Origin of the sequence: Kluyvera chengduensis (genome assembly GCF_044197065.1) — a bacterium.
Taxonomy (GTDB): Bacteria; Pseudomonadota; Gammaproteobacteria; order Enterobacterales; family Enterobacteriaceae; genus Kluyvera; species Kluyvera ascorbata_C.
This window is the reverse complement of sequence record NZ_JBIQOI010000010.1, coordinates 121,854-136,150: the sequence shown is the minus strand read 5'-3', so window position 1 is coordinate 136,150 and position 14,297 is coordinate 121,854. Positions and strand designations below refer to the sequence as shown.

General features: G+C 56.3%; 15 protein-coding genes. 5 read left to right on the top strand and 10 right to left on the bottom strand.

Going from position 1 to position 14,297, the window contains the following annotated elements; genetic code table 11:
• The 6 genes from ACH1XZ_RS20175 to mdcA form a co-directional block, all read right to left on the bottom strand.
• Complete coding sequence (locus ACH1XZ_RS20175; protein ID WP_137397991.1) at positions 1-960, bottom strand: AEC family transporter; 960 nt, start codon at positions 958-960, stop codon at positions 1-3.
• 126 nt (positions 961-1,086) lie between these two features.
• Positions 1,087-1,887, bottom strand: coding sequence for a biotin-independent malonate decarboxylase subunit gamma (gene mdcE, locus ACH1XZ_RS20170; RefSeq protein ID WP_395596917.1), 801 nt, complete (start codon positions 1,885-1,887; stop codon positions 1,087-1,089).
• Positions 1,887-2,720: a biotin-independent malonate decarboxylase subunit beta gene (locus ACH1XZ_RS20165; protein ID WP_395596903.1), complete on the bottom strand. Its 834-nt coding sequence runs from the start codon at positions 2,718-2,720 to the stop codon at positions 1,887-1,889. Before ACH1XZ_RS20165 ends, mdcE begins: the two co-directional genes overlap by 1 nt.
• On the bottom strand, positions 2,713-3,012 hold the full coding sequence (gene mdcC / locus ACH1XZ_RS20160) for a malonate decarboxylase acyl carrier protein (RefSeq protein WP_185668964.1): 300 nt from the start codon (positions 3,010-3,012) through the stop codon (positions 2,713-2,715). The genes ACH1XZ_RS20165 and mdcC overlap by 8 nt, the downstream gene beginning before the upstream one ends.
• Positions 3,013-3,029: 17 nt before the next feature.
• Positions 3,030-3,890: a triphosphoribosyl-dephospho-CoA synthase gene (locus ACH1XZ_RS20155; protein WP_395596902.1), complete on the bottom strand. Its 861-nt coding sequence runs from the start codon at positions 3,888-3,890 to the stop codon at positions 3,030-3,032.
• A complete protein-coding gene (gene mdcA, locus ACH1XZ_RS20150; RefSeq protein ID WP_395596901.1) occupies positions 3,890-5,545 on the bottom strand; it encodes a malonate decarboxylase subunit alpha in 1,656 nt (551 codons plus the stop codon). The genes ACH1XZ_RS20155 and mdcA overlap by 1 nt, the downstream gene beginning before the upstream one ends.
• A gap of 249 nt (positions 5,546-5,794) precedes the next feature.
• On the opposite strand from mdcA, the gene ACH1XZ_RS20145 reads away from it, so the two are divergent.
• From ACH1XZ_RS20145 to ACH1XZ_RS20135, 3 genes are all read left to right on the top strand, one after another.
• Positions 5,795-6,817, top strand: a complete 1,023-nt coding sequence (locus ACH1XZ_RS20145; RefSeq protein ID WP_395596900.1) for a hydrolase — start codon at positions 5,795-5,797, stop codon at positions 6,815-6,817.
• Positions 6,814-7,032, top strand: coding sequence for a YheU family protein (locus ACH1XZ_RS20140; RefSeq protein WP_035894385.1), 219 nt, complete (start codon positions 6,814-6,816; stop codon positions 7,030-7,032). The genes ACH1XZ_RS20145 and ACH1XZ_RS20140 overlap by 4 nt, the downstream gene beginning before the upstream one ends.
• Before the next feature lie 66 nt (positions 7,033-7,098).
• Positions 7,099-7,962 (top strand): phosphoribulokinase, encoded by an 864-nt coding sequence (locus tag ACH1XZ_RS20135; RefSeq protein ID WP_395596899.1) that lies wholly within the window; start codon positions 7,099-7,101, stop codon positions 7,960-7,962.
• 96 nt (positions 7,963-8,058) lie between these two features.
• Here the strand turns inward: ACH1XZ_RS20135 and ACH1XZ_RS20130 are convergent, their stop codons facing one another.
• Positions 8,059-8,463 carry an OsmC family protein gene (locus ACH1XZ_RS20130; RefSeq protein ID WP_333498215.1) on the bottom strand — a complete coding sequence of 135 codons (405 nt, stop codon included), beginning with the start codon at positions 8,461-8,463 and terminating at the stop codon, positions 8,059-8,061.
• Positions 8,464-8,767: 304 nt separating this feature from the next.
• Between ACH1XZ_RS20130 and crp the strand changes: the two genes are divergently transcribed.
• The gene (gene crp, locus ACH1XZ_RS20125; RefSeq protein ID WP_000242758.1) at positions 8,768-9,400 is read left to right on the top strand and encodes a cAMP-activated global transcriptional regulator CRP; all 633 of its coding nucleotides are present in this window, start codon (positions 8,768-8,770) and stop codon (positions 9,398-9,400) included.
• Positions 9,401-9,455: 55 nt separating this feature from the next.
• Positions 9,456-11,531 carry a YccS/YhfK family putative transporter gene (locus ACH1XZ_RS20120; protein ID WP_395596898.1) on the top strand — a complete coding sequence of 692 codons (2,076 nt, stop codon included), beginning with the start codon at positions 9,456-9,458 and terminating at the stop codon, positions 11,529-11,531.
• On the opposite strand, the gene argD is transcribed toward ACH1XZ_RS20120, so the two are convergent.
• The 3 genes from argD to ppiA form a co-directional block, all read right to left on the bottom strand.
• A complete protein-coding gene (gene argD, locus ACH1XZ_RS20115) occupies positions 11,524-12,741 on the bottom strand; it encodes a bifunctional acetylornithine/succinyldiaminopimelate transaminase (protein WP_395596897.1) in 1,218 nt (405 codons plus the stop codon). The genes ACH1XZ_RS20120 and argD overlap by 8 nt on opposite strands.
• A gap of 84 nt (positions 12,742-12,825) precedes the next feature.
• Positions 12,826-13,389 carry an aminodeoxychorismate synthase component 2 gene (pabA, locus tag ACH1XZ_RS20110; RefSeq protein ID WP_395596916.1) on the bottom strand — a complete coding sequence of 188 codons (564 nt, stop codon included), beginning with the start codon at positions 13,387-13,389 and terminating at the stop codon, positions 12,826-12,828.
• Between the two features lie 86 nt (positions 13,390-13,475).
• Positions 13,476-14,042 (bottom strand): peptidylprolyl isomerase A, encoded by a 567-nt coding sequence (gene ppiA / locus ACH1XZ_RS20105; RefSeq protein ID WP_395596896.1) that lies wholly within the window; start codon positions 14,040-14,042, stop codon positions 13,476-13,478.
• Positions 14,043-14,297 lie beyond the last annotated feature (255 nt).

Sequence of the window (14,297 nt, the reverse complement as noted above, 5' to 3'; positions counted from 1 at the left end):
TTAGATTCCTGAAGTCAGCGAGATAAACAGCGGCAGCGACAGGATACACAGTACGGAGCTCAACAGCAGCACGGCTTCTGCATCCGGCGACTGCACGCCAAAGCGGTTACCGAATACCACACCGAAGAAGCCAGCGGACAGCGCAATCATCAGGATAGCGGTAATCGCCACGGAACCATGCAGACCGAAAATCAGTACGATACCCCAGGCAATAGCCGGTTGAATCAGCAGCTTGGCGATGGTCGAGGTAATCACCACGGTGTTGATCTGCAGTTTACGCGCAGAGAGGATCACACCGGTCAGGAACAGCGCCGCCGCGGTTGCAGACAGACCCAGCGGTTTGATCGCCGCCAGCACCAGTTCCGGCATTTTGATGCCAATCGCGGAGAGGATAACCCCCAGCAGCGGGCCCATTACGATAGGTTTTTTAATCGAGCGCCACATCAGCACCGGCAGCATGGAGAGCGTAGAACCGGAGTTACCGCCTTCTGCGCGCGCTTTTTCGCGTTCGAGGATCAGCAGGCAGAACGGCGTCATCAGTACGGAACCGCAGGCGATAGAAACGGCAACGGACAGTGAAGTAGAAGACGTTTCACCCAGCACGCTACCCAGAATCGGCAGGCCCAGCGCGGCGTAGTTTGGCAGCGCGACGGTCAGCGTCAGTACGGCGGCATCCTGCGGCGATTTATTGAATAGCTTGGTCGCCATAAAGTAGATAGCGGCGTAGGTAATCCACATCGCCAGGGTCAGCACCACAATCAGCGGCGACTGAGCCACAATACCGGCCCATGGGGTTTGTACCGTCGCGCTAAACAGCGCAGCGGGTAAAGCGAAGTCCATCACGAAGATATTGAGCAGGGAGACGTTTTTATTGTCGACCATTTTGGCCTTACCGGCCCAGAATCCCAGCAGCATGATGACGAAAATCGGAGCAAGAGCATGAACAATTACGTAAGTCATATTTCACCTGTAATCTAAAAAGAAGTAGCACTGACGCGATGATTATTATTTTTCAGATGCATCAACCCGCGCGGGTGCAGTTACTGCACCCGCGGAGCCGTACATCCGGCAGGTCTCTTTTTTTACTTACCAGCTTGCTCGCATGCGTTCGCGTACGAGGGCAGAGCTGCGGCGATTGTCGGCACCCAGACGGCTTTTCAGCGTCGGGTCTTGACGAGCGTCGTTGATGGCCTGTTGCAGGGTGTTTTTCACCAGCGCCAGATCTTGTGCAGATGGGGCATCCGGGTTGCTGATATCCAGCAGGTTTTCCAGCAGCCCAAGGGTGGCGTAGTTACTGATGTCATACGCCATCGGCGGAATGGTTGCCGCCAGTTTTTCCAGCGCTTCAACGGTACGCAGGGTAATGCGCGCCGCGGACTCTTTGCCCATCGCGTGGATCAGTACGCCTTTGTCGTTAAAAGCGATCAGGCGGTTTGCCTGGTAGCCGTGCGCCAGAAACGCACCGGACATCGCTTTACCGACGATAAGGCCAATCACCGGGTGACCTGCCAGACGCGCATTGGCATACGCCGCTGCGGCACCAGCCAGCGCCTGGTGAATACCAAAACCTTCTTCACGACGGCCATAGGCCTGGCTGGCAACATCAATCACCGCCACAATCGGGCGCTTCACGGCGCTGTTGGCATCGGCGGCGATGGTTTCGCTCACCACTTTCGCCAGCGTCCAGCCTTCCAGCAGACCCACTTCGCCTTTGGTGGCGCGCGGGTAGTGGTTATGGGCATCCGGAACGACGGCAATAAAACGCACGGTTTCACCGTTCAGTTCGCCATCAGCGGCCTGTACGGACGGGCACAGCCCTGCAATACGTTTGGCACCTGGAACCAGCGTTTCCAGCCATAATTCGCCACGGCTAATTACGTTACTCATCATTTCACCTCCCGGGCGAAGAGCGCTTTAATCTGTTCTGAATCGGCCTGTTTGCGGGTGTCGAAATGGCTCAGGCGATCGAGATACCAGTCGTAGTTATCGGTGCGATGTTTTGCCGGCACGCCTTTCGCCAGCGCGTCGTTCATGGCGGCTTTCACCGCGTTCACACCGTCGTTAACCAACGCTTCAACCAGCCCGCTTTGGTAACGAACTTCACCGCCGGTCATGCTCCAGATAAACGGACGGTCGCGGGAGTCGTACTCTTCAATCCCGGCTTCCTGTTCGATGACCTGCGGGCCGTTCAGGCCGAGACGCGCTTCGCGGGTCACAATCAGATAGCTGCACAGCGCCGCCGCGATGGACATCCCACCGAAGCAGCCCACGGTACCCGCCACAATGCCGACCACCGGGGTATAACGACGCAGGTCAACAATTGCCGCGTGGATGTCGGCAATCGCCGCCAGACCGAGGTTGGCTTCCTGTAAACGCACACCGCCGGTTTCCAGGCTCAGTACCGCCTGGGTAGGAATGCCGTTGCGGTTATCTTCCGCTGCCAGCTCCAGCGCCGCCGCCATTTTGGCACCGGACACTTCGCCCATGCTGCCGCCCTGGAATGCGCCTTCAATCGCCACCACAACGGCTGGTTTGCCATTAATGGTGCCTTTGGCTACCACCATGCCGTCATCGGCCTGCGGGACAATGCCCTGCGCGCCCAGCCATGGAGACATCACGCCTTCAAACGGGTCGAGCAGTTCACGGTAGCTGCCTTCATCCAGCAGCGCATGCGCACGCTGGCGTGCTTTTAATTCGATAAAACTGCGGTCATCACGCATAGCTCACCTCTTCAAAAACCTGTTCGATACGAATGCGCGCCACGCCCGGCGTCGCGCCGAAGTCGTGGATAGTCAGTTTGCCCGCCGGCAGGCTGCTGACCGTTTGCAGACGGTTGAACAGCGCTTCCCAACGGCTGGTGCTGTTATCGACAGAAGTGGTGATATCAATGGTTAACGTCTGGCTCTGGTCGGCGGTGAATAACACCTCCATATCCCCGGAGCCCACAACGCCTGCCAGCGCTTTGCCGCTTAAGGTGCGGCTGGCCGGTACGGTTAACGTAATGTGTTCCATAACATCCTCTTAATGCTTTAAATACGGCGATTCGACGTGGTTTCGACGCGATCTAGAAACAGCGTGGCGGCAAGCAGGTCGGCAGCGCCGCCCGGCGAGGCATTCAGCGCCAGCATCTGGCTATCGAGCTCCGCTAATGCCGCCTGACCCGCCGGATGAGCGCTACCGCCAGCATTCAGCACCGCACGGGCACCGTCCTGCATGGCATCAAGCCCTTCCAGCCCTGCGCGAGACAGCACGCAGGTATCGGTCAGCGAAGTCATGATGGCCATCAGCGCATCCAGCCTCGCGTACGTTTCGCTACTGCCGCTCAAGCGGCTTAAACGCAGCTGCGGCAGCGCTCGCTGCATCACATGCGGAAACGCCTGCTGAGCTTCTTCGCGAGCACCTGGTACGCGATAACGGTGTGTGGCGCGGAGCCCCTTACTGAAGACTTTCGGCGCCGCGTCGTCCGGCAGCTTCGCCAGCTCCGCTGCGGTGGCGGCTATCTGCTGCGCGCCACCGGTACCGCCGTGCATCGCGACGGCGCTCACCAGCAACCCCAGCGCCCAAATCGCGCCGCGGTGGGTATTCACGCCGTTGGTCGCGGCCATCATCTGTTGCTCGCCCTCACGGCCGAGTCGCCCTATGGTTTGTCTGAGCGCAATATCCGCCGGACGCTGCCAGCTTTGTTGCGCCAGCGCCTGAAACGTGGAGGTCAGGCTGTGCGCTGAGCGCTCCATCAGCGCCAACGATAAATCGTGGTGCGCGCCGTTCCCCCGACTGTCCACCAGACCGGGTTTCGGGCTTAATCGTGCTTCGTCAATCAGACACTGCGTGGCGGTTCGCGCCAGCCATTCGGCACCGCCTTCAACCTGAATCTGGGGCAGAAGTTTCATTACCAGCTCCGGAATTTCGCAGGTGGGTTGTAAAGACCGCCGGACCATTCCACCAGGTCAGCAACGCTACCGGCCGCCAGCAGTGAACGGGTGGCATCGGTACGACGAATACCCATATCTTCCGGATAAACCACCTTGCCGCTCTGACGCAGTTCGGCAACGCGTTTAGCGTCAACGCCCAGGCCGATATCGGTGATACCCGTGACCGCAGCCACCATCGCACGACGCTCTTCAAGATCTTTCGCGCGGTAGAGGTAGGCGATACCTTCTTCAGTCAGCACGTGGGTCACGTCGTCGCCATAGATCATTACCGGAGCCAGCGGCATCCCTGAAGATTTAGCCACTTCCACAGCATCGAGTTTTTCGACGAAGGTTGGTTTCACGCCGGCCTGGAAGGTTTCAACCATCTGCACCACCAGTTTTTTACCGCGCTGCATTGGGTCTGGCTCGGTGATCATGTTCAGCCAGGCTGGCGTTGCATGACGGCGACCGTGTGGGTCATGGCCCATGTTTGGCGCGCCACCGAAGCCGGAAAGACGACCACGGGTCACGGTAGAGGAGTTGGCGTAGCCATCAACCTGTAGGGTAGAGCCGATGAACATATCCACCGCGTACTGACCTGCCAGCTGGCAGAAGGCGCGGTTAGAACGCATCGAGCCGTCGGAACCGGTAAAGAAGATGTCAGGACGGGCGCGGATGTACTCTTCCATCCCCAGCTCGCCGCCGAAGCAGTGCACGCTTTCTACCCAGCCGCTCTCAATCGCTGGAATCAACGTTGGGTGCGGGTTCAGCGTCCAGTGTTTACAGATTTTGCCTTTCAGGCCGAGCTGTTCGCCGTAGGTTGGCAGCAGCAGTTCGATAGCCGCGGTGTTAAAGCCGATACCGTGGTTCAGCGACTGGACCTGGTGTTCCGCGTAGATGCCTTTAATCGCCATCATCGCCATCAGGATGTGTTCCTGTTTGATGAGACGCGGGTCGCGGGTAAACAGTGGTTCGATAAAGAACGGCTTGTCGGCAACCACTACGAAGTCAACCCAGGAGCCAGGGATATCCACACGCGGTAGGTCACATTCGTCGTCTACCAACTCGTTCACCTGTGCGATGACGATACCGTCGTGGAACGCGGCAGCTTCAACCAGCGCTGGGGTATCTTCGGTGCTCGCCCCGGTATAGAGGTTACCTTTGCGGTCGGCTTTAAAACCGGCAATCAGCGCAACGTTAGGCGACAAGTCAACGTACAGACGGGAATAGAGTTCGATGTAGGTGTGGATGGCGCCGATTTCCAGCAGACCATCCTCCAGCAGCTGCGAAATGCGCAGGCTCTGGGTACCGGAGAAGGAGAAGTCCAGCTTGCGGGCGATCCCTTTTTCGAAGATGTCCAGATGCTCACTGCGACCGACGCTTGGCATAATCATGTGCAGGTCGTGCACAATCTGCGGGTTAACCTCGGCCAGCATGCGGGATAAGAAATCTGCCTGCTTTTGGTTATTCCCTTCTAATACCACGCGGTCACCCGGCGCGATCAGTTTTTCCAGCATGGCGGTCAGGTCTGCGGTCGGCAGAACCTTGCCCTGCACCGGTACGGAAGCCAGACGTCGCTGTTTTTCGGTGCGACGTGTGTTCCAGACGCGTGCTGGTGTTTGCCCAGATAACATTATTAACCTCCTGATTCAGCTAATCATTTTGATTGCTTAACACTGAAAAGATTGTGCACCCTGGCGAGAAAGTCATCAATTAAGCGTAGGAGAGAATCATTAGCCTGAGAGTAATAATTGAAGTAACAAATTGTGATTAGGATCAGATCCTGATGGGAGAAAAACGACTACCGATCCCTCATTTTCATAAACACAATGGCAAAGTGACGGTATAGTAGGCGGCAGATTAATCGGAAACATCACATCGCTATGACTGAAACCACCCACCATGACCTCGGCATTGATGCAACGAGCAGCGCCGAGTTTGTGCCAATGCGCGGCATTAGTAACCGCCATCTACAAACCATGCTGCCGCGCCTGCTTCGTCGCAAGCTGCAATTCACTCCACACTGGCAACGCCTTGAGCTGCCGGACGGCGACTTCGTCGATTTAGCGTGGAGTGAAGACCCGGCAGGCGCGCTGCATAAGCCTCGTCTGGTGGTGTTTCATGGTCTGGAGGGTAGCCTGCACAGCCCGTACGCGCATGGCCTGATTAACGCAGCCAAAGAGCAAGGCTGGCTGGGCGTGGTCATGCATTTTCGTGGCTGCAGCGGCGAGCCGAACCGTCTGAACCGTATTTATCACTCAGGTGAAACGGAAGACGGCACCTGGTTCCTGAACTGGCTACAGCGCGAATACGGCAAAGCGCCAACGGCGGCGGTTGGCTACTCGCTTGGCGGCAATATGCTGGCCTGCCTGCTGGCCAAAGAAGGTGATGACGTGCCGATCGATGCGGCGGTGATTGTCTCCGCGCCGTTTATGCTGGAAGCCTGCAGCTACCATATGGATAAGGGCTTCTCGCGGGTCTATCAGCGCTATCTGCTGAACCTGTTGAAAGGCAACGCTGCGCGTAAGCTCAAAGCCTATCCCGGCTCACTGCCGGTGGATCTGCGTCAGTTGAAAAGTATGCGCCGCATCCGCGAGTTTGATGATTCGATCACCTCGAAGATCCACGGTTTCGCCGACGCTATTGATTATTACCGTCAATGTAGCGCGATGCCTATCTTAAGCAAAATCACCAAACCAACGCTGATCATCCACTCGAAAGACGATCCGTTTATGGACCACCACTCCATTCCTGCCCAGGAAGAGCTACCGGACAACGTCGTCTACCAGCTCACCGAATACGGTGGCCACGTTGGGTTCATCGGCGGCACGCTGCGCCACCCGGAAATGTGGCTGGAAAAACGTATCCCTGCCTGGCTGATGCCGTGGCTGGGAGGCAAGGCATGATAATTCCCTGGCAGGATATCGACCCGGAGACGCTGGATAACCTGATTGAAAGCTTTGTCTTGCGCGAAGGCACTGATTATGGTGAATATGAACGTTCACTTGCGCAAAAGGTCGCCGACGTCAAACACCAGCTACAAACAGGCGAAGCGGTGCTGGTCTGGTCTGAGCTTCACGAGACCGTCAACATCATGCCCCGTAACCAATTTCGCGGTTAACTATACTCTAACGACAGGAAGCATTTTACCCTGCTTCCGTTGTCGTCTGTTCAGGGAGTTATTCGCATGTCTGCCAAACATCCGGTTATTGCCGTTACCGGCTCCAGCGGAGCGGGAACCACCACCACCAGCCTCGCGTTTCGTAAAATTTTTGCTCAGCTCAACCTGCGCGCGGCGGAAGTTGAAGGCGACAGCTTTCACCGCTATACCCGTCCGGAAATGGATATGGCTATCCGTAAGGCCCGCGACCTTGGCCGCCACATCAGCTATTTCGGCCCGGATGCCAACGACTTTGGTCTGCTGGAACAGACTTTCCGCGACTACGGCCTGAACGGACAGGGGAAGTCACGCAAATACCTGCATACCTATGACGAAGCGGTGCCGTGGAACCAGGTGCCAGGCACATTTACGCCGTGGCAGCCGCTGCCGGAACCGACCGATGTGCTGTTTTATGAAGGGCTGCACGGCGGCGTCGTCACCCCGCAGCACGACGTCGCACGGCATGTTGATCTGCTGGTTGGCGTAGTACCGATTGTTAACCTGGAGTGGATCCAGAAGATGATCCGCGACACCAGCGAGCGCGGCCACTCTCGCGAAGCGGTGATGGATTCCGTGGTGCGTTCGATGGAAGACTATATCAACTTCATCACCCCACAGTTCTCACGCACCCACATCAACTTCCAGCGCGTGCCAACGGTCGATACCTCTAACCCGTTTGCAGCCAAAAGCATTCCGTCACTGGACGAGAGTTTCGTGGTGATTCACTTCCGTAATCTCGACCACATCGACTTCCCATGGCTACTGGCCATGTTGCAGGGGTCATTCATCTCACATATGAATACGCTGGTCGTTCCCGGTGGGAAAATGGTGCTGGCAATGGAATTAATCATGACGCCGCTGGTGCAGCGGCTGATGGAAGGCAGGAAATAGCATCAAGACCAGGTAGCCCGGACGAGGTGCGCTAGTACCGACTCCGGGAATGACCCCGGCGTCACTGCGTTCGGCCGGGCTACGTCTGGCATGTAATCAGCCTTCGATCACTTCGTAAGAGTGAGTGATATTCACCGCTTTTTCGAGCATCAGCGCCACCGAGCAGTATTTCTCAGCAGACAGATCCACCGCACGCGATACCGCCGCATCCTTCAGATCTTTACCGGTGACGATAAAGTGCAGGTTAATGTGCGTAAACAGACGAGGCGCTTCTTCACGGCGCTCAGAGGTGAGCTTCACTTCGCAGTCGGTCACGTCATTGCGACCTTTTTGCAGGATAGAAACAACGTCAATCGCACTGCAACCACCGGCGGCCATCAGCACGACTTCCATCGGGCTCGGCGCTTTATCGCCAGAGTTACCGTCCATCAAAATTTGGTGGCCAGAAGCAGACTCACCGAGGAAGGTTAACCCTTCAACCCATTTCACACGTGCTTGCATAATATTTAACTCCCAGGTTGCAATTTTCTTCTCAGATTACGCGCACATAACAATTCTCGCAATGGAAGGCGATCGCCGTCATGCTGAAGCGAGACACCAGGAGACACACGGCTAAAGCTATGCTAAAACAGTCGGGATGCTACGGTAATACATAAACGTACTGCATGTATGCAGAGGACATCACATTACAGGCTGCGACCCTATTCGACAGCCGACTTCCCAGGTAACGGGAAGGATACTATTGCAACCAGTGGCTGCAATGTTTTTGCCGCTGGGAAGAGCTTATAACAGAGGATAACCGCGCATGGTGCTTGGCAAACCGCAAACAGACCCTACTCTCGAATGGTTCTTGTCTCATTGCCATATTCATAAGTACCCATCGAAGAGCACGCTGATTCACCAGGGTGAAAAAGCAGAGACGCTGTATTACATCGTAAAAGGCTCCGTGGCTGTACTCATCAAGGACGAAGAAGGCAAAGAGATGATCCTCTCTTACCTCAACCAGGGCGATTTTATCGGCGAGCTGGGCCTGTTCGAAGAAGGCCAGGAACGCAGCGCATGGGTACGAGCAAAAACCGCTTGTGAAGTTGCTGAAATCTCTTATAAAAAATTCCGTCAGCTGATCCAGGTTAACCCGGACATTCTGATGCGTCTCTCTTCTCAGATGGCGCGTCGTCTGCAGGTCACCTCTGAAAAAGTGGGTAACCTGGCCTTCCTGGACGTAACCGGTCGTATCGCTCAGACCCTGCTGAACCTGGCTAAACAGCCTGACGCCATGACCCACCCAGACGGTATGCAGATCAAAATCACCCGTCAGGAAATTGGTCAGATCGTTGGCTGCTCCCGTGAAACCGTGGGCCGTATTCTGAAAATGCTGGAAGATCAGAACCTGATCTCCGCACACGGCAAAACCATTGTCGTTTACGGTACCCGCTAATCCGGCCCAAAATGGCGTATTGTAAAAGCAATACGCCATTTTTGTTTTTCCCCCTATGTGGCGCAGGCTGATTTACCACCCGGAAGTCAACTATGCACTGCGGCAAACGCTGGTGTTATGTCTGCCGGTTGCTATCGGACTTCTGCTCGGCCATCTCCAGCAGGGTTTGCTGTTTTCATTGGTGCCCGCCTGCTGCAATATCGCCGGTCTCGACACTCCGCATAAGCGCTTCTTTAAACGCCTGATTATCGGTGGCTGTCTGTTCGCCGGATGCAGTCTTGCCGTTCAGCTGTTGTTGGCGCGCGACATCCCCTTGCCGTTGATTCTCACCGGGCTGGCGCTGCTGCTGGGCGTTACGGCGGAAATCAGCGCGCTGCACGGGCGGCTACTACCCGCCTCGCTCATCGCGTCTATCTTTACCCTAAGCCTTGCGGGAAATATGCCCATCTGGGAGCCCTTGCTGCTCTACGCGCTGGGTACGCTGTGGTACGGAGTATTTAACTGGTGGTGGTTCTGGATGTGGCGCGAACAGCCGCTGCGGGAATCACTGAGCTTGCTTTACCGCCAGCTCGCCGAATACTGTGAAGCGAAATATAGCCTGCTGACGCAGCATACCGACCCGGGCACCGCGCTGCCGCCGTTGCTGACTCGCCAGCAGAAAGTGGTGGATCTGATTTCCCAATGCTATCAGCAGTTGCACATGCTTGCGGCTAACCAGCATAACGATTACAAGCGCCTGCTGCGCGCCTTCCAGGTGGGGCTCGATTTACAGGAACATATCTCTGTCAGCCTGCACCAGCCCGAAGAGGTACAAAAGCTGGTTGAACGCAGCCACGCCGAAGCGGTGATCCGCTGGAACGCCCAGACCGTTGCGGCGCGCCTGAGGGTACTGGCGGACGATATTCTCTATCACCGCTACCCCACCCGCTTCAATATGGATAAACAAATAGGCGCGCTGGAGAAAATCGCCGACCAGCATCCAGACAACCCGGTCGGCCAGTTTTGCGCATGGCACTTCAGCCGCATCGCCCGCGTGCTACGCTCTCAGCGACCGCTCTACCCGCGCAACCTGATGGCCGATAAACAGCGACGTCTACCGCTATTCGCAGCGCTTAAAAGCTATCTGTCGCTGAAATCCCCGGCGCTGCGTAATGCCGCTCGACTCAGCGTAATGCTCAGCATCGCCAGCCTGATGGGTGCCGCGCTGCATCTGCCGAAGCCTTACTGGATCCTGATGACGGTGCTGCTGGTCACGCAAAACGGCTATGGCGCGACCCGCGTGCGTATTTTCCATCGTGCGGCGGGCACGCTGGCGGGGTTAGTGATTGCCGCCGTCGTCCTGCACTTCCACACCTCAGAAGGGCTAGCGTTATCGGGCATGCTGATCGTCACGTTGGGGAGCTACCTGATTATCCGTCGTCACTACGGCTGGGCCACCGTCGGCTTTACCATCACCGCGGTATATACCCTGCAAATTCTGACGCTGAACGGCGAGCAGTTTATCGTCGCGCGCTTTATCGACACCATCATCGGCTGCCTGATTGCCTTTGGCGGGATGATCTGGCTGTGGCCACAGTGGCAGAGCGGTCAACTTCGACAAAACGCCCAGGCGGCGTTGGAAGCCGACCAGGAGGCTATTCGTCTTATCCTGAGCCCCGACCCGCAGGCACCGAAGCTGGCCTATCAGCGGATGCGCGTGAACCAGGCGCACAACACGCTCTACAACACGCTCAACCAGGCCATGCAGGAGCCTGGCTTTAACTCGCGTTATCTGGAAGATATGAAGCTGTGGGTCACCCATAGTCAGTTTATCGTCGAGCACATCAACGCCATGACGACGCTAGCGCGCGAGCACAACATGCTGACGCCGGATCTCGCGCAGCAGTATCTGGAATCCTGCGAAGTTGCTCTTCAGCGCTGTCAGCAGCGTCTGGAGTACGATGAGGCGGGAAGCAGCGGTGAGGTGAATATTATGGAATCGCCGGACACGCTGTCCCATGGTCCGTTAAGCACCATGGAACAGCATCTTCAGCGTATTCTGGGGCATCTGAGCACTATGCACACCATCTCGTCGGTGGCCTGGCGACAGCGCCCCCGTCATGGAGGCTGGTTAAAACGGCGGGCTAGCTAACGATTTTAGCGACCGCCTGAGCGAAGCGCTGCATCCCTTCGTCGATATCCACTTCTTCCACCACCAGCGATGGCGCAAAACGCATCACGTCCGGCCCGGCATTCAGGACCATCACGCCAACGTCCGCCGCGGCGTAGAGGAAATCACGCGCCCGGCCTTTGTATTTCTCGTTCAGCGCCGCGCCAATCAGCAGGCCCATACCGCGCACGTCGCTAAAGACGTCGTACTTTGCATTGATATGCTGAAGGTGCTGCACAAAGCGCTCGCGCTTGGCGTTCACGCCGTTCAGGACTTCCTGGGTGTTGATAATATCGAACGCGGCGCCCGCAACGGCGCAGGCCAGCGGGTTACCGCCGTAGGTAGAACCGTGCGAACCAACGTGGAACGCGCTGGCAATCTCATTGGTGGTCAGCATCGCGCTCACCGGGAAACCGCCGCCCAGCGCTTTAGCACTGGTGAGAATGTCCGGCGTCACGCCATAGTGCATGTAGGCAAATAACGAACCGGTACGCCCCATGCCGCTTTGCACTTCATCAAACACCAACAGCGCCTGATGCTTATCGCACAGCGCGCGCAGGCCCTGTAAGAACTCAGGGGTCGCTGCCAGTACGCCGCCTTCGCCCTGAATCGGCTCAACCACGATGGCGCAGGTATGATCATCAATCACCGCTTCCACCGCGTGCAGGTCGTTAAACGGCACGTGGACGATATCGGCAGGTTTCGGGCCAAAGCCGTCGGAGTACTTCGGCTGCCCGCCAACGGAGACAGTAAACAGCGAACGACCGTGGAAGGCATTATGGAAAGCGATGATTTTGCTTTTGTACGGGCTATGACGGGTAGAGGCATAGTAGCGCGCCAGCTTAAAGGCGGTTTCGTTAGCTTCCGTCCCGGAGTTCATGAACACCACGCGCTCGGCGAAGGTCGCATCTACCAGCTTCTGACCCAGACGCAGCGCCGGTTCGTTGGTAAAGACGTTGCTGGTGTGCCACAGCGTTTCACCCTGAGTTTTCAGCGCATCAACCAGCGCAGGATGACAGTGGCCCAGCGCGGTCACCGCAATACCGCCCGCGAAATCAACGTACTCTTTGCCTTGCTGATCCCACACGCGGCTCCCCTTGCCCTTCACCGGGATAAATTCCGCTGGTGCATAGATTGGCAAAATGACCTGATCGAAGGTCGCGCGGGTAATAGCAGGTTGTTTGGTTTCCATGTCATGCCCTTCTGCAAACGATGAAGCAATGATTGTGAGAATTTATCCACAAAATATGCATAAAAAATCACGTCATGGCAACTACTATCGCGTGAGGAAGTTTGCCAGTAGCGCGTGGCCCTGCTCGCTGAGAATGCTTTCCGGGTGGAACTGCACCCCTTCCAGATCCCATTCACGGTGGCGGATACCCATAATTTCACCCGTTTCGCTGCGGGCCGTCACTTCAAAGCAGTCGGGCAACGTTGCGGGATCGATCAGCAGTGAATGGTAGCGCGTCACGGTAAGTGGATTATTCAGGCCGCGGAACACGCCCTGCTGCTGATGGGTAATCGGCGAGGTTTTGCCGTGCATCACTTTTTCGGCACGAACAATTCGCGCACCGAATGCCTGAGCAATAGCCTGATGGCCTAAGCAGACGCCAAGCAGCGGTGTTTTACCCGCATAGCGGCGAATAACATCAAGGGAGATACCGGCTTCATCCGGTGTGCAGGGGCCCGGGGAAATCACGATTTTGTCTGGGGAGAGCGCGTCGATGTCATCAAGGGTGATGTCATCATTACGTTTAACCGTCACGCTGGCACCGAGCTCACAGAAATACTGGTAGAGGTTCCAGGTAAAGGAATCGTAGTTATCAATCAGCAGGATCATGGCGGCTCCGGTCATTCAATCTGCCGCCATTCTACCAACTTTAGTGACGGGACGGCAGCCTCATGCCAGATGCCGCCCCGTACTGATTACGGCAGGACTTTCGCCGACAGGATCACAATCGGTTTGGAAGGGACGTTCTGGTACGGACCAACGTTGTGGGTCGGCACCTGGGCAATTTTGTCTGCCACATCCATCCCCTTCACAACTTTACCAAATACCGCGTAGCCAAAGTCACGCTGGCCGTGGTCCAGGAAAGCGTTGTCCGCCACGTTGATAAAGAACTGGCTGGTTGCGCTATCTTTATCAGCAGTACGCGCCATAGCGATAGTGCCACGGGTATTACGCAGGCCGTTATCAGCTTCGTTTTTGATCGGTGGATTCGGCTGCTTCTGCTGCATCTGTTCGTTAAAGCCGCCGCCCTGAACCATAAAGCCCGGGATCACGCGGTGGAACGTGGTGTTGTTATAAAAGCCGCTATTAACGTAGTTCAGGAAGTTTTCAACGGAGACCGGCGCTTTCTGGCTGTCGAGCTGCAGCTCAATGTTGCCCGCCGAAGTCGTCAGCAGCACGTGGGGATTATTGGTTGCTGCTAAAGCCACGGGCGCAGAGAGTGCAAACACAGCCGCCATGGCCGCCAGAGTTGATTTGAGCATGAGAATTCCTTTAACGGTGCAGTAGAGAAAGCAAGTGGCTTGATTCTAAAGAGGGATAGTCCCTCAGGCCAGTGCTTTACTAAAGTTTACGTGACTGAAACGGTTAATAATGATCAGGGTAATAAAGTGCAGATTTCATTATGTGATCAAGATCACACTCAAAAATGTAATAAGAGAGCATTTGCGTAATAAAACTATGAATGCATCACTCCTATGTCTAAAATCTGCTCGCTCAGCGCAGAGTCAACGCGCTTT